This is a genomic window from Paenactinomyces guangxiensis (assembly GCF_016055185.1).
Taxonomy (GTDB): domain Bacteria; phylum Bacillota; class Bacilli; order Thermoactinomycetales; family Thermoactinomycetaceae; genus Paenactinomyces; species Paenactinomyces guangxiensis.
This window is the reverse complement of sequence record NZ_JAECVR010000005.1, coordinates 132429-147747: the sequence shown is the minus strand read 5'-3', so window position 1 is coordinate 147747 and position 15319 is coordinate 132429. Positions and strand designations below refer to the sequence as shown.

Below are 15319 nucleotides of genomic sequence, written 5' to 3'. Positions count from 1 at the left end.
GCTCCAAAAACTGCACAAGGGGCTCGGCAAATGGGCAGGGAAGCAAATTCAATGCAGAATTGCCTCGCTTTTTCCCTTGTTCCGTTTTTTCCGCCCGGTGGGTCGCCAAAAATCGCTCCCCAGAAAACCTGCCTCCCCAACATAATTAAAACTTTCATCCCAAGGTTGTAACCAAGCAGCCCACAATCGTTTTAGTTTATAAATTAGTCCGATAACAGTTCTTTCCCAATGACAATGCGCTGGATTTCATTGGTCCCTTCGTAGATCTGTGTGATCTTGGCATCCCGGAACAGCCTTTCTACGGGATACTCACGAGTATATCCATATCCGCCAAAAATCTGGACAGCTTCTGTGGCCGCCTTCATCGCCACATCAGAGGCAAACATTTTGGCCATTGCGGCTTCCATTTTACAGGGCCCGCCGTTTTGTCTCACTTCTGCCGCCCGGTAAATCAAGAGTCTGGCTGCTTCGATCTGAGTAGCCATGTCGGCGAGCTTAAATTGGATTGCCTGTTGCCTGGCGATCGGCTTGCCAAATTGCTTCCGTTCTTTGGCATAAGCCAGAGCATGCTCAAAGGCGGCGACAGCGATCCCCAGTGCCTGTGCACCAATGCCGATCCGCCCTCCCGCCAGGTTGGAAAGGGCCACCTCATATCCTTGCCCTTCCTCTCCTAAACGGTTTTCGACAGGGATCTCCGCCTCTTCAAAGATTAACTCACAGGTATTGGAACCGTTCAGGCCCATCTTCTTCTCTTTCTTGCCCACCTTAAAGCCAGGGGTATCTTTTTCTAAAATAAAAGCAGTGATCCCTCTGGCTCCCAGATCAGGATCAGTTACAGCAAATGTAACGTAGATATCTGCTTCCCCGGCATTGGTGATAAACACTTTGCTCCCATTTAAAATGTATTTGTCTCCCACCCGGTGGGCATGGGTGCGAATGCGGGAGGCATCGGAGCCGGCATGCGGCTCTGTCAAAGCAAAAGCGCCGAGGGATGTACCCTGTGCCAGGGGAGGAATAAACTTTTTCTTCTGCTTCTCGGTCCCGCATTTCAAAATCGGGATGGTACAGACCGAAGTATGAACTGCCAAAATAACTCCAACCGTGGCACTGACGCGGGAAATTTCCTCCAGTGCAAGAATATAAGAAATAAAATCGGCTCCGGTCCCACCCCATTTTTCCGGGATGGGAATCCCCATCAGGCCCAATTCCCCCATCTTGTTTACCACTTCACGGGGGAAACGGTCCTCTTCATCCATCAACGCTGTAAACGGTTCAATTTCGCTCCGTGCAAAATCGCGTACCATCTTCCTCATCATTTGTTGTTCTTCTGTAAATGTAAAGTTCATCTACATCCACTCCTGGTGCCTGTTACTCGTAGGTGTAAAAGCCCCGGCCACTCTTTTTGCCCAGCCAGCCCGCTTTCACATATTTTCTCAGCAAGGGGCAGGGCCGGTATTTGCTGTCTCCAAAACCCTCATACAGGGTTTCCATAATATATAAGCAGGTGTCCAGCCCGATAAAGTCAGCTAATGTGAGAGGGCCCATCGGATGGTTCATGCCCATTTTCATTACATCGTCAATCGCCTCCGGGGTCGCCACCCCTTCATAAACGGCGTAGATTGCTTCGTTGATCATCGGCATCAGTACCCGGTTGGAGACAAAGCCTGGAAAATCATTCACTTCCACCGGATTTTTCCCCATGTCCCTGGATAATTGCTCCACAGTGGCAAACACTTCATCGGAAGTAGCCAGGCCGCGAATCACTTCCACCAGTTTCATCACCGGGACAGGGTTCATAAAGTGCATACCGATCACTTGCTCCGGCCGTTTGGTCACTGCCGCAATCTCGGTGATTGGCAATGAAGAGGTATTGCTCGCCAAAATGGTATGCCCGGGACAAATCTTATCAAGTTTGCGGAATACATCCGCTTTTACTTCCATATTTTCAACCACAGCTTCGATGACAATATCCGCGTCACCGGCCGCTTCCTGTATCCCGGTGGTGGTATGGATCCGGTTCAGAATTTCGTTTTTCTCATCCTCTGTGATCCTCTCTTTGGCAACACTCCGCTCCAGATTTTTGCCAATCCGGTTGATTCCTCTCTGCAAAAACTCTTCTTTGGTGTCCAACATTGACACCTGATAGCCGGCCTGAGCAGCCACCTGGGCAATCCCGCTTCCCATCTGTCCGGCTCCGAGCACGCTCACTCGTTTGATATCCACCAAAACTCCCCACCTTTACAGATAATCTGAAGATGAAGCCATTTTCCGCCAACAGGCAGTGAGCCGGGGGAAAATGGCTCCGGTTGGCCATGGAATTTACTGATCAGGCAAATCAATCAACCCGGACAAGAACGGCATCTCCTTGAGCGGCCCCGCTGCAAATCGCGGCTACTCCCAAACCGCCGCCGCGCCGTTTCAATTCCATGATCAGGGTCAGGAGAATCCGTGACCCGCTTGCCCCGATCGGATGTCCCAGCGCAACCGCTCCCCCGTTCACATTCAGCTTCCCGGGATCCAAACCGAGAATTTTGCTATTGGCCAGAGCCACAGCCGCAAATGCCTCATTAATTTCAAATAAGTCAATATCCTTTACTTCCAGCCCCTGTTTTTGCAACAGTTTTTGAATAGCAAACGCGGGAGTGACAGGGAAGTCTTGTGCCTCCATTGCTACGGCTGCGTGCCCGAGGATGCGGGCCATCGGCTTGATTCCCAGCTGTCCGGCTTTTTCCTGGGAGGCAAGCACCAGTGCAGCGGCTCCGTCATTTACCCCCGGCGAATTTCCGGCGGTGATGGTGCCATCCCGGAGAAAAGCAGGCTTTAGTGAGGCCAATTTTTCTATATCCGTATCTGCGCGAACAGATTCATCCCGGTCAACAGTGATCTCCTGTTTCTTGTTTTTGACACGGACCGGAACGATCTCCTCGGCCAGCCGCCCGGCTTGTATTGCAGCCAGTGCGCGCTGGTGGCTGCCAAGTGCCCATTTGTCCTGCTCCTCACGGCTTATACTGTACTTAGCAGCGGTATTGCTGCCGTGCACAATCATATGCACATCATGAAAGGCGCACCACAATCCGTCATGAATCATCAAATCAACCATTTTTCCGTCACCCATGCGCTGTCCAAAGCGGGCTGACGGTAACATATACGGGGCGTTGCTCATGCTTTCCATTCCGCCTGCAACAATCACCCCGGCATCACCGGCCCGGATGATCTGGTCAGCCAGGGTGGCACTGCGCAATCCGGAGGCACACACTTTATTGATCGTTTCTGTCTGTACCTCCCAATCCAACCCTGCATGCCGGGCCGCCTGACGGGAGGGAATCTGCCCGGCTCCCCCTTGCAAAACCATCCCCATAATCACTTCATCCACCGCTTCATCCGGCACTCCGGACCGGTCCAGCGCAGCGCGAATGGCTGTTCCGCCCAATTCCACTGCGGATACATCTTTTAATGCTCCGCCCAGCTTACCAAAAGGAGTCCGTGCTCCTCCTAATACCACCGTCTCTGCCATTGCAATCCACCTCCGCAATACTTCGCTCTATCGAGCGTTCGTTCGATTTACCTGCCAATGAAAACGCCTTCATTTTTAGAGTAACTGATTAAGCATCTATTAACAATAGTTGATCGAATTTATTTGTTGAAACAATAATGTTTTATTCACCTTTGGTATAATTTTCTGTATGCTACCTAAATTTGAAAGGCCGGGAGCAAAAAGCGAATCGAAAAGCAGGCGGGCCTCTAAAGATATTTACAGGCAAAAAAGAACAGGACAGCGGAAACCGGACCTGTCCTGTTGTTGCCGGGTATGTGGCGGTGACAAGAAGGATCATCATTATGAAGGTTCTGTGATCACTCCCTCAAACGCAGATTTATATATTTTATGAATATCTTCCTTCTTTAACGGCAAAGGGCTGCGCGCCAGCAGCCGTTTTTGTTTGAGGCCATCCTCTGTGAGGCAGTCTAAGGCTTCTTCAGGTATATTAAATTCCCTCAGGGTTGTAGGAATACCCACATCTTTTACAAGTTTTTCAAGTGCTTTGACACATTGGCGAGAGGCTTCTTCCTCTGACAGGAAAGCGGAGTTGCCGCCAAGGGCATTTAAAATATCTGCCATCCGCTTGGTACAACTTTGACGGATATATCCCATCACGTAAGGGAGCAACACAGCGTTTGATTCACCGTGCGGAAGATGAAATTGGCCTCCAAGCGGATAAGCGAGGGCATGTACACCCGCTACACCTGCATTAAAAAAAGCTAATCCTGCAATAAAACTACCGTGGCTCATATCGGTACGGGCCTGTTGGTCCTGTCCGTTATTCACAGCTGTTTGGATGGAGCGGGCAATCAGGCGAATCGCCTGTAAAGCCAAACCATCTGAAGCGGGGCTGGCATTGACAGAAACATATGCTTCTACCGCATGTGTAAGTGCATCAATTCCCGTAGCTGCCGTCACCTTGGCAGGTACTGATACCGTAAGCTCCGGATCAACAATCGCAGCATCTGCCAACAGATAATCATGGGTCACAACATCTTTGGTGCTTTCCAGTGAGAGGACAGAGATGTTGGTTACTTCAGAGCCTGTTCCCGAAGTGGTGGGAATCAGGATCTTTGGTAATCCCTTCTTTTCGATATTTCTTGATCCGCTTAAATTTAAATAATCGGCGACCGGGCCCTCGTGGGCCGATAAAACAGCGGCCAGTTTTGCCATATCCAAAGCACTTCCGCCGCCGAGTCCGATTACCAGATCAAACTGATTTTCTCTCGTATAATCAACCAGCTTTTCCCCTGTTTCCAACGGGGGCTCGGGCAGGATCTCCGAGTAAACTGAAACCTGATATCCCTCTTTGTGAAGAGGAACAGAAACCCTCTCAACCAAGCCGATCTTCTCCAGAGTCGGATCTGTTACGATCAGAATATGCCTGGGGTTATATTTCCTTACCTCCGGCAATAATTGCTTCAATGACCCCCAGCCAGTATAGTTTAAGGGTGTAAAAACCAATTTTGAAACACTCATTTCTCCCCTCTCCCCTTTTCTTTATTCGTAATAGCCTTCGGTGGATTTGCGGAATTTCTTAAATTGTGCCGCGTCATGCCCAAACCAGACCTGTGCGTTTGTCTCTTTGGCAAGGCAGCGGATTTTTTCAACGGTTGCAGCATAACCCAAAGAATCATAAATAATTCCCGGTGGTTTAATCGGAGGTCCGTAACTTTCCGCTGTATAAATCGCATCTGAAGCCAGGATAATATTTCCGGTATCCGGCAGCTGCACAAATAATCCAAGCATTCCCCAGGCATGTCCGCTGCCAAAATTAAGTACTCTGATCCCTTCCGCAAGATCAAGATTATCTTCATCCCGCTTGATTGTCCGCCATTGCAGATTGTTTTTAATCCAGGCATCAATGTCGGCCCAAATATAAGCCCCTTCTTTTTGATTTCGGGCATAGGACTGGAGCGTGCCGTTAAACTCATCTTCATGCACTATAATCGTTGCATTGGTGAACATCTCCAAACAGCCGGCATGGTCGAGATGAAGGTGGGAAGCGACAACATACTTAATATCTTCGGGCCTTACATTTAACTGTTCAAGCCGGTTGTGCAGATAGCATTCTTCACTGGCTGTCCATGGGAACATCTGCTGGGTGCTTTCCGCCCAGCGCCCTTCCGGCCCCATCGAATTCGGATTGCAGGCCGTGTCAAACAAAATCTTGCCTTCCGGATGATCAATCAACACAGTATAAATCGGAAATTCCACAAATTCCGCCGGCCTGTTTGGATTGTGAATGGTGGCCGGACTGTGCATCGCGATCATCCAGTTTTTATCCATTTTCATCCGTCCGTTGTCCATCACATAAAGCTTGGGGTGGGGTTTATTGATGTTGGCCATGATAACTCCTCCTAAGACATATTTTTGATGGTGATCAGCTTGAGTTCCGTCATTTCCTGTACGGCATATTTGATGCCCTCACGGCCGTAGCCGCTTTCTTTTACTCCGCCGTAAGGCATATGATCTACGCGGAAGGTGGGAATATCATTGATCATGACACCGCCCGCCTGGATGTTTCGTGCCGCATATAAAGCATTGTCGATGTTTGAGGTGTAGATCCCGGCATTTAATCCATAAACCGAATCATTGATCATCTCAATCGCTTCATCCAATTCTTTATAAGAAACGATGGATACCACAGGGGCAAACACCTCATGGCAGGAAACCTTCATCTCTTTGGTGACATTTAACAATACCGTGGGCGGATAGAGTTTCCCTTTACGGCTGCCCCCGCAGCCAATGGTTGCACCGGCCTGGACAGCTTCGTTGACCCAGGCTTCAATCCGGTCTGTTTCGCCGGGATGAATCATGGAGCTCAGGTCTGTGGTTTCATCCAACGGATCACCGATGTTTAATTTTTTCGTTTGCCTGATAAACAGTTCGGTAAATTCCCGGTAAATCGATTCATGGACATAGATTCGTTGCAATGAAATACAAACTTGCCCCGCAAATGCAAAAGCGCCTTCCACACATCTCGGGATGATTTTGTCGACAGGGGCATCCGGTTCAACAATTAATCCGGAATTGGAACCAAGTTCAAGCGTAACCTTTTTTAATCCCGCTTTTGCTTTAATTAACTTGCCTACCTGTACACTCCCGGTAAAACTGATTTTTTTCACCCGGACATCTGTTAACAGAGCATCACTTAATTCTGTTCCATAACCGGTCACCACTTGAAGTGCGCCCTTGGGAAGACCGGCCTCCGTGAAAATTTCTGCGATGAGCAAAGCGCTCAAGGGAGTTTGTTCAGCAGGTTTAAGGACAACCGTATTTCCGGCGGCAAAAGCGGGCCCAAGTTTATGAGCGACCAGATTAAATGGAAAATTGAACGGAGTAATTGCCACGACCACTCCCAGAGGCTCCCGCCAGGTCATACCCAGGCGCCCTTCACCCCCCGGTGCTGCATCCATCGGGATGGTTTCCCCGCCAATCCGTTTTGCTTCTTCCGCGGAAAATTGGTATGTAACCAATGTTCGCTCCAGTTCTGCTCTCGCTGTACGAATCGGCTTGCCTGCTTCCCGGGCCAATACCTTTGCCAGCTCTTCCTTTCTGTCTTGTATGATTCGGGCAACCCGGGCCAGGATGCGGGAGCGCTCATAAGCCGGCAACGCTTTCATCTTTGCAAAAGCCCGGTCTGCTCCGGCAATTGCCTGCTCTGCATCATCCGGATCAGCTCTGCTGATATGTGCCAGCAGTTCACCGCTGTAAGGAGAATACAGAGGATAGACAGCTTCTTTTTTAATCCACTCTCCATTTATAAATAATCCTTTTGTGAGCGGTTTCATGTTACATCTCCTTTCTTCTGCTTTATATTTGAAGCAAAAATCATGCCAAACTGCCAAAACGGGAAAATATCTGAACTGGACACTTCCGCCTGTGTAGGGTATGGTGAAAATAGTCACCACTCTATGATTGATTTGCAGAAAATCCTCATTGAAATCGGTGAAATATTTCACCATTCCATTGAAAAAGTTCACCAATCGGGGCAGGTGAAAAAGATGAATGAAACCCAATTAGATCCAGAATTATGGAAAAGTATTTTCTTTTCACTGCACAATGGTGTGATTGTGATGGACAAAAACCGAAAAATATTGTCCATCAATCCGTCTGCCAAAAAACTGCTCCAAATTGAAAACGAAAACTGGGTTGGCAAAGAAATTAAAGTACTGATTCCGGAAACAAAACTTCCGGAAACATTGACTGAAGGATATAGTTCCATCGGCCAGAAAATGATGATCGCCAGCCGGCAGTGCATTGTCAATCGGACTCCCCTGTACCAAAACGGAAAAAGAATTGGAGCCATTGGTGTCATTCAGGATATTTCCGAAATGGAATATTATCGAAATCTCTCGAAACAGATGGAATCGATTATCGAGTTTTCCACAGATGGAGTATACGTAGTAAATTCAGCCGGCATCACCATCTTTGTCAATTCCGCTTACGAAGAAATTACCGGCTTGCACAGGGACCAACTGATTGGTAATCATATGTCAAAGCTTATGGAGAAAGGTTTTATTGACCAGTCCGTCTCCCTGCTTGTTCTTCAGCAGAAAAAAAGAATCTCCATTATTCAAACAATCAAAGGAAAAAAAGATGTGATTGTGACCGGGAATCCTGTTTTTGATGAAGCCGGCGAGATTGAGATGGTGGTTACAAGCGTCAGGGATATTACCCATCTGAATCAAATGAAACTAGAACTGGAAAAAGCAAAAAGCTTTTCGCATATGGCTAACCACCGCTATACATTCCAGACGGAAAATGCCAACCAGACCATTGTTTTTCGCAGTCCCCGGATGAAGGAAGTTTACGGAAAGATACAACAAGTTGCTCCCTTTCCGACAAGCATTCTGTTAACAGGGCAAACAGGAGTTGGAAAAGAAGTGATCGCCAACCTCATTCACAATCTCAGTGACAGGAAAGAGAAACCTTTTATCAAAATTAATTGCGGGGCAATCCCGGAACAATTATTGGAATCTGAATTATTCGGATACGAGCCGGGAGCATTTACAGGAGCCAAACAAGACGGAAAAATCGGATTGCTTGAGCTGGCAAACGGCGGTACAGTCATGTTGGACGAGATTGGGGAAATGCCTTTACTGCTCCAGGTGAAACTTTTGCGTGTACTGCAAGAAAAGCAAATCTACCGCATTGGCGGAACAACCCCCCGAAACCTGGATATTCGTTTTATTTCCGCCACGAATCAAGAGTTAACGCAGCTGATTAACAAAGGGAGATTTCGGGAGGACCTGTATTACCGGTTAAAAGTTGTGGAAATACACATACCGCCATTGACAGAACGGGAAGAGGATATTGAGGAATTGATCCATTACTTTTTCTCCTATTACTGTGATCTCTATCATATTGAAAAGCAATTGGCAAAGGAAACGGTAGCCATATTAAAAACCTACTCATGGCCCGGAAATGTACGTGAGTTGCGCAATCTAATGGAAAATATGGTTGTTTCCATACCAACTGCCATCATTGAGCCGCACCACCTCCCTTTGCATATATACGATCATCATCATGCATCCCCGGAAACACCATTCACACTAAAACAACGACTCGAACAGTTTGAAAAAAGAATGGTCAAAGAAGCGCTTCAAAAGAACAAGTCAATCCGCAAAGCTTCACAGCAACTTGGTATCGATCATTCCACCCTGGTCAAAAAAATAAAAAAATGGAACATGAATACAGACAATAGCTGTTGATGAAATAGTAAAGAGGGAACATTGTCAAAAATGGCAGATGTTTTTCTCATCGAAGCTAACTACTCCTTTCCCATGCTACGTTCTCCTCTTTCTGATTCTCAATTTCCCAGCGGCGGATCAGAGTAGCCCCCTCATTCAAAAGGATCTGATTGCACAAACCGATCACACTTAAACACGCCTTATATTCCGGGGCAAAATGGAGGGAATAGCAATTCACTTTTTCCGTCATGGAAGGATCGGCTTCCCATGAAATCAACCGGGGTGGTTGGCGCCATCCCGACACACTCAATTGTTTTGGGGAAATGGAAAATCCAAGCCCGAAAGCCTTCAAAATCGCTTCTTTTCTTGTCCAGTAAACATAAAATGCTTCCAGCTTCTCGTCCTCGGTCAGAAGGGTAAATTCCTGTTCCTCCAATGGAGATAAAATTTGTGAGGCCAATTGGTCAACAGCTAAACCTGTCCGCATCTCCTCTACATCAATGCCGATCGGGACAGAAAGGGACAAGGCGATCACCACCCATTGCCCGGAATGGGAGACAGAGATCTCAATCGATTCCGGACACTCCTCCTTTAGCTGCGGTCTGCCGTGTTCTTTTCCACAATGCGGGCAAGTGCGGGAAATCATAATTTCCCTGGGATCTTTCTTCAGCACTTGCGCCAGTATAAGGCGTAACAACCCATATGAAATAAGGGCCCGTTTGCGGTCTTCTTCTTTGCGGAACGACTTCAGGCGTTCCAGCTCTTTAGTGCTCATCAGTTGGCGAAGAGAGGGAACTGCCTCCGACAGGGGTGTATGCCAAACATAAACTTTCCCCGGCTCCAGTATTTGCAACATGTCAACTCAACACCTACCCTTAAAGAGTGAATCTTCCGTTTATGCATTGCTGTTTCTTTTGTCAAATAAAGCTGCACGGCCTTTTAGCCTGGAAATTTTTTGCGTCCCCATTATATTTTTCTCCTCTGCTTACCATTCACCTTTCTTGATCAGTCATCAAGAATAAAACCTGTTTAGATGTTGCTGCTTCCCTCTGATATTTTTTTGGAAGGCCCGCTTCTAATCATCTGGCAGTTCACCTTTGAAATTGCTTCGCAACATCTTTCCATGTCACCTGTTTACTTGATATATCCTGTCTTTTTTGCTATTAATAAGAGTGGAAAAGCACATATTTTCGTTTTCTAGGGTTCCGCAGCTGACTGCTGGCCTGGACCGAGAGAAAACACACAGGCCAGCTGTGACACGGAGGGATAAAAGCCCGGGAGATATCGTTAACGACGATATTCCCGGTTTTTTTATTTCTTATGTAAAAGACTAATCAATGATGAGATCTAAAGGAGAGGGAAATGTAATGAACCTAAACTGGGTGAAGGTATTTATAGCCGCATTTTTTGAGGTTTTTTGGGTGATCGGGCTTAAACACGCCTATAATGTATGGACCTGGTTGGGAACAGGCATATCCATTTTTATCAGCTTTTATTTAATGATTATGGCAGGCCAAAAGTTGCCGGTCGGTACCGTTTATGCCGTTTTCGTCGGATTGGGAACAGCCGGAACGGTGTTTTCAGAAACCGTCTTTTTTGGTGAACCGTTTAATATCATAAAAATTTTGCTCATTCTTATATTACTGGCCGGGGTGATCGGATTGAAGCTGGTGACCGAAGAGAGAAAACCGCAATCAGAAGGAGCTGAGTCATAATGGACTGGGTTTTTCTGATCCTGGCGGGGGTTTTTGAAATGGTCGGCGTCACCATGATCAATCGCTTTCACAGAGAGTCAAACTGGCAATCGCTTGTCTTGTTGCTCGCCGGATGTGGGGCAAGCTTTCTTTTTCTCAACCTCGCGATGAAAACCTTGCCGATGGGAACCGCCTATGCTGTCTGGACAGGGATTGGCGCCTCAGGCGGAGCCATCCTGGGGATGGTTTTGTACGGGGAATCAAAAGATTGGCGCCGGATTCTTTTCATCATAATGGTTCTCGGTTCGGCGGTCGGTCTGAAATGGATTTCGTAAAAGTTCCTTCCAACAGGCGATTCAGGTCATTTTCTCTTATAATATTTGTCCCCGCAAAAATAGCAGGCCGCTCAAAGGCGGTCTTGTCAGAAAAAAATAAGAACGACTTATTTACAGGTGAAAACAAAAATTGGTATCATGATAATAATAATAGTAACTTACTTACTTTATTGAGTAAGTTTAAAAAGGTGGGGATAGATATGGTACAAGTTTTAGAGAAAATCCTCAATCCAGCAAATAAATGACCCACAATCGAAAGAAAGAATCGTTAATGAACTCAAAACAATACTACCAAAAAAGTATCATCAACTCCCCGACGATGTTCTTTTAGCAATGTTCAAGTCAGTTTATCAATCACTTGCGAATAAATAGAGGTATATGCTCATGCCGATCGATCGGACGAGATACTTATCTGAAAAGCAAATTATTTTGTTGCATGATTTTGTTATGGATTTGTTTGCACCACCAGGTAATATTCGCGGAGTAAAAGATTATCATGGTCTAAGGTCATTAATTCAAGGGATCAAGCAGCCTTGGTATGAAGATATTCATCACAAGGCTGCTTAAATGTTTCAAATCATCGGTCATGATCACATTTTTCATGACGGGAATAAGCGAACCGCTACGTTTTGTGTGGACACTTTTCTGGTTTTAAAAAATTAAGCACATTACCCTTCAGAATTGGGACATCCCCATCCTGCCTGTGACCCGTAACAGGTTACTTTTCTGTGGCAAGACGGATATCCTCTGCCAGAATGGTTTTCATTGCCTCCTGCGTACGTTTTTCTTTCGCTATTTTAGCTATTCTGTAATCAAGATTTTTTATCGATTCATTCACGATATTCCTGGCAAGCCCGGCATTGCCAAATGTGTGATCCCGATTTTTATACACGGATTCGTAATAAGCAAGCAGGGTTTCACGTGCTTTGGGGTCTAATTGATATCCCTTCTCCTGAAACATTAACTCGCTAATTTGCATCAATTCAGCCTGAGTATAATCTGCAAATTCAATCCGCCGGAAAAAACGTCTGCGCAAACCGTCATTACTGTCTAAAAATGGTTCCATTTTCTCTTTATATCCCGCTACAATAACTATAAATTTTCCCCGGTCATCCTCCATCCGTTTCAGTAATATCTCAACTACTTTGTGCCCCGGATCTTGTGCACCATATTGCGTGAGCTGATACGCTTCATCAATAAACAGCGTTCCTCCCATGGCCTGATCAATATAACCGGCAATGAGTCTTTCGCCTTCACCGGGATAGGCACTTACTAATTTATCGCGGTTTACCTCCACTAAATCTCCCCGTTCTAAAACCCCCAGTGCCTCGTATATTTTGACGATAATTCTGGCCACTTCTGTCTTTCCTGTTCCCGGGCTTCCAATGAGTAATGTATGCGGAGACAGGTCAGCCAGCGTTCTTCCCTCTTCCTTGTAAAAACGAACAAGCGTGACCAGCTTATTAATTTCTGATTTCACTTGATCCATCCCGATCATACGGTTTAATTGCTGTAAAGCTTCTGACAATAGTGCTTCATTAATCGGGAGGTTAAATGCTTTTGTTTTCTCTTTTGGGAAGGCCGCTTTGACATCTTCCGAGGTTAATGTCAACAGAAACTCCTTTGTCCACAGACTCCGTTTTGCGCACTCTTGTAAATATTACAGTATTTAATGACTGGATTCCCTTCGCTTGCTATATATACATTCGGGTAGTTGTTACTATAGATTGCACAATTTTCAATGCTTCCGCGGCCTTTGTCTTTCACCCATATTCCATTTTGACCGTTGTTATAAATTTTACATTTTTTTATTACCGGATTCCCTTCACTATATATTATAATTCCAACTCCTTTAGCATGATGAATATGACATTGCTTGATGACCGGATTGGTATGCAACTGATAAACGCGTATACCGTGCCCGAGATCGGAACGAATGTGGCAATCCTCTATAGTTAATGAACCCACAGGTAAATCAACGGCAACATAATATTCATTTTTCCTGGCTTTCCCCCTCTGGTGGATGGTTATTCCACGAACAGTTGCCTGCTCTGTCTGCATAAGAAGCGGAGTGAATTTTCACTGGTGACCACAATTTCATTAACCGGGCCATTGCCAAGCAGTTCAACCCGTTTATCAATCACAATATTTTCCTTATAAATGCCCGGTTCAATAATAATCTTGGTTCCGGGTATCGCTTTTTGAATGGCCTCTGTAATCGTCTTATATTTAGAAAAAGATTTTTTTGAAACAATAATCTTTTTACTCATCCCACTTACAGCCTCCCTGATATTAAATCTATTTTTTAGAGAAAGTGATGCATTGTTTATGACGGACAGGTCTGAATAGTTCGGTAACTCAACCTTGCAATTTTACATTACGATCCGTTCCGGTTCAACTATGTTTGTCATTCAATTTTGATAGTTATCAGTGGGTTTAAGTGAACAGATTCCACTTAAAGACTAGTTTTCCTCTAACCAATCTCTATTTTTTGAACATGAATTCCACCCGATTTAATTATACCAATTTTCCCATAATTTATCCTTCATAAAAGAAAAGGCTTGTCATTGTGAGCGCTTTTTGTTTATGATTTCTGTCGCTCTCCCTGATGTTTTTGTTTGACTCTTTCGCTATCTAAAAATTATACTATTTATAATCAGGTACTAATATCAGATGTTAATAGTTTGTAATAAAAATTTGCCTTTGAGGGAGTTTTGTTTATGTCAGAGAAACGGAGCATTACATCCAGGGCAAGGATTACGGCGATTGGTTCTTATGTGCCGGAGCGGACTTTGACCAATGACGATCTGGAGAAGATGGTGGATACATCTGACGAGTGGATTGTACCGCGGACGGGAATCCGGGAAAGGAGAATCGCCGGTTCTGATGTTTTTACCAGTGACCTGTGTATCGAAGCGGTCAGAAATATGATCAGTGAGTATCAAGCTTCAACCGATGATATTGATATGATCCTGGTTGCCACCAGCACATCGGACTTCCCTTTTCCCAGTGTGGCCTGCCAGATTCAGGAGCAGTTTGGGATTCCGTCAGCCGGTACACTTGATCTCAGCGCGGCGTGTGCCGGGTTTGTCTATGGGTTAAACATGGCCGATGCTCTGGTTACATCCGGGCTTCACCGTAAAGTGCTGGTGGTCGGCGGGGAAACATTATCAAAAGTGACCGACTATACCGACCGCACCACCTGCATTCTGTTCGGCGATGCGGCCGGGGCGGCGCTGGTGGAGCGGGATGAGAATAACCCCGGTTTTATCCATTCCTGTTCCGGTTCTGATGGCAGAGCGGGGATTCACCTGTACCGGACCGGGCTGTCCGGGCGGATGAAGGGGAAAGTACTCAGTGGGGACGGCAATATTGTGCAAAATGGAAGAGAGGTTTTTAAAATTGCTGTCAGCACACTGACCAGAGAAGTACCCAGGCTGCTGGAAAACGCGGGGATCTCCCCGGATGAGGTGGATTGGTTTATCCCGCACAGCGCCAATATCAGAATCATCCAGGCTGTTTGCGAGCGGATCGGCTTTCCGATGGAAAAAACTCTGTTTAGTGCAGAGTACTATGGCAATACCTCCTCGGCGACCATTCCCCTCGCCCTTCATCAAGGGGTACTTGAGGGAAAAATTAAAAAAGGGGATACACTGTTGCTTTATGGATTTGGCGGCGGGTTTACTCATGCCGGAACGCTGGTCCGCTGGACAATCTAGTTATCCAATGGCAAAAGCACTCTTCATCCTCCTTGGCGAAGAGTGCTTATTTTTACTTACTGTCCGTTTGGGTGAATATTTTTGAAAAAGCTCCCGGTTTCTCACCTGCAATTCCCACATTGGCACTTCATCGGCTTCTTCCACAACTCTTGTATATCTCATAGAAAAAATCCTCTTCTTTCTAAGTAAGTGTGTCCACGAGGAGGATTTCTGTCTCGCTCAGATTGGCGATAGAGATGGCCGCTCCAAAACGACTCCGAGGGGCGGATCAAAGCGGGGTCGATGTCTTCAAGAAAGCAGTTGATCCGCTTTTCCCTCTCCGTCGTTTTTCCGCTCG

At 46.2% G+C, this 15319-nt stretch carries 17 protein-coding genes and 1 riboswitch; of the genes, 6 read left to right on the top strand and 11 right to left on the bottom strand.

Features of this window, described 5'->3' with window-relative positions; all coding sequences use genetic code 11:
- Positions 1 to 203: 203 nt before the first annotated feature.
- From I8U27_RS07255 to I8U27_RS07230, 6 genes are all read right to left on the bottom strand, one after another.
- Positions 204 to 1346: an acyl-CoA dehydrogenase gene (locus I8U27_RS07255; protein WP_181751282.1), complete on the bottom strand. Its 1143-nt coding sequence runs from the start codon at positions 1344 to 1346 to the stop codon at positions 204 to 206.
- 22 nt (positions 1347 to 1368) lie between these two features.
- Complete coding sequence (locus I8U27_RS07250; RefSeq protein ID WP_181751283.1) at positions 1369 to 2223, bottom strand: 3-hydroxybutyryl-CoA dehydrogenase; 855 nt, start codon at positions 2221 to 2223, stop codon at positions 1369 to 1371.
- Between the two features lie 112 nt (positions 2224 to 2335).
- Positions 2336 to 3514, bottom strand: a complete 1179-nt coding sequence (locus I8U27_RS07245; protein ID WP_181751284.1) for an acetyl-CoA C-acetyltransferase — start codon at positions 3512 to 3514, stop codon at positions 2336 to 2338.
- Positions 3515 to 3835: 321 nt separating this feature from the next.
- A complete protein-coding gene (locus tag I8U27_RS07240) occupies positions 3836 to 5017 on the bottom strand; it encodes an iron-containing alcohol dehydrogenase (protein ID WP_181751285.1) in 1182 nt (393 codons plus the stop codon).
- A 21-nt stretch (positions 5018 to 5038) separates the two neighbouring features.
- A complete protein-coding gene (ahlS, locus tag I8U27_RS07235) occupies positions 5039 to 5887 on the bottom strand; it encodes an AhlS family quorum-quenching N-acyl homoserine lactonase (RefSeq protein ID WP_181751286.1) in 849 nt (282 codons plus the stop codon).
- An 11-nt stretch (positions 5888 to 5898) separates the two neighbouring features.
- Positions 5899 to 7332 (bottom strand): aldehyde dehydrogenase family protein, encoded by a 1434-nt coding sequence (locus I8U27_RS07230; protein ID WP_181751287.1) that lies wholly within the window; start codon positions 7330 to 7332, stop codon positions 5899 to 5901.
- Between the two features lie 42 nt (positions 7333 to 7374).
- Between I8U27_RS07230 and I8U27_RS07225 the strand changes: the two genes are divergently transcribed.
- Positions 7375 to 9255 carry a sigma 54-interacting transcriptional regulator gene (locus I8U27_RS07225; RefSeq protein WP_232345293.1) on the top strand — a complete coding sequence of 627 codons (1881 nt, stop codon included), beginning with the start codon at positions 7375 to 7377 and terminating at the stop codon, positions 9253 to 9255.
- Between the two features lie 55 nt (positions 9256 to 9310).
- Here I8U27_RS07225 and I8U27_RS07220 read toward each other — a convergent pair whose 3' ends face one another.
- Positions 9311 to 10090 (bottom strand): 4'-phosphopantetheinyl transferase family protein, encoded by a 780-nt coding sequence (locus I8U27_RS07220; protein ID WP_181751288.1) that lies wholly within the window; start codon positions 10088 to 10090, stop codon positions 9311 to 9313.
- Positions 10091 to 10420: 330 nt separating this feature from the next.
- Positions 10421 to 10517: riboswitch (guanidine-I (ykkC/yxkD leader) on the top strand.
- Positions 10518 to 10601: 84 nt separating this feature from the next.
- Between I8U27_RS07220 and I8U27_RS07215 the strand changes: the two genes are divergently transcribed.
- The 4 genes from I8U27_RS07215 (at position 10602) to I8U27_RS21305 (ending at position 11926) form a co-directional block, all read left to right on the top strand.
- Positions 10602 to 10949 (top strand): DMT family transporter, encoded by a 348-nt coding sequence (locus I8U27_RS07215; protein WP_181751289.1) that lies wholly within the window; start codon positions 10602 to 10604, stop codon positions 10947 to 10949.
- Entirely contained in the window at positions 10949 to 11263 is a 315-nt protein-coding gene (locus tag I8U27_RS07210) for a DMT family transporter (RefSeq protein WP_181751290.1), read from the top strand. The genes I8U27_RS07215 and I8U27_RS07210 overlap by 1 nt, the downstream gene beginning before the upstream one ends.
- A 384-nt stretch (positions 11264 to 11647) precedes the next feature.
- Positions 11648 to 11830 (top strand): hypothetical protein, encoded by a 183-nt coding sequence (locus I8U27_RS07205; protein WP_181751291.1) that lies wholly within the window; start codon positions 11648 to 11650, stop codon positions 11828 to 11830.
- Entirely contained in the window at positions 11831 to 11926 is a 96-nt protein-coding gene (locus I8U27_RS21305) for a Fic family protein (protein WP_181751292.1), read from the top strand.
- Between the two features lie 55 nt (positions 11927 to 11981).
- Here I8U27_RS21305 and I8U27_RS07195 read toward each other — a convergent pair whose 3' ends face one another.
- The 3 genes from I8U27_RS07195 to I8U27_RS07185 are packed head-to-tail and all read right to left on the bottom strand — an operon-like array spanning position 11982 to position 13533.
- Positions 11982 to 12875 carry an AAA family ATPase gene (locus I8U27_RS07195; RefSeq protein ID WP_181751293.1) on the bottom strand — a complete coding sequence of 298 codons (894 nt, stop codon included), beginning with the start codon at positions 12873 to 12875 and terminating at the stop codon, positions 11982 to 11984.
- Positions 12872 to 13324, bottom strand: a complete 453-nt coding sequence (locus tag I8U27_RS21300; protein ID WP_181751294.1) for a right-handed parallel beta-helix repeat-containing protein — start codon at positions 13322 to 13324, stop codon at positions 12872 to 12874. Before I8U27_RS21300 ends, I8U27_RS07195 begins: the two co-directional genes overlap by 4 nt.
- The gene (locus I8U27_RS07185; RefSeq protein ID WP_181751295.1) at positions 13291 to 13533 is read right to left on the bottom strand and encodes a pectinesterase family protein; all 243 of its coding nucleotides are present in this window, start codon (positions 13531 to 13533) and stop codon (positions 13291 to 13293) included. The genes I8U27_RS21300 and I8U27_RS07185 overlap by 34 nt, the downstream gene beginning before the upstream one ends.
- A gap of 450 nt (positions 13534 to 13983) precedes the next feature.
- Here I8U27_RS07185 and I8U27_RS07180 point away from each other — a divergent pair, with 450 nt between their 5' ends.
- On the top strand, positions 13984 to 14982 hold the full coding sequence (locus I8U27_RS07180; RefSeq protein WP_181751296.1) for a ketoacyl-ACP synthase III: 999 nt from the start codon (positions 13984 to 13986) through the stop codon (positions 14980 to 14982).
- Here the strand turns inward: I8U27_RS07180 and I8U27_RS07175 are convergent, their stop codons facing one another.
- On the bottom strand, positions 14983 to 15144 hold the full coding sequence (locus I8U27_RS07175; RefSeq protein ID WP_181751297.1) for a hypothetical protein: 162 nt from the start codon (positions 15142 to 15144) through the stop codon (positions 14983 to 14985).
- Between the last annotated feature and the right edge of the window lie 175 nt (positions 15145 to 15319).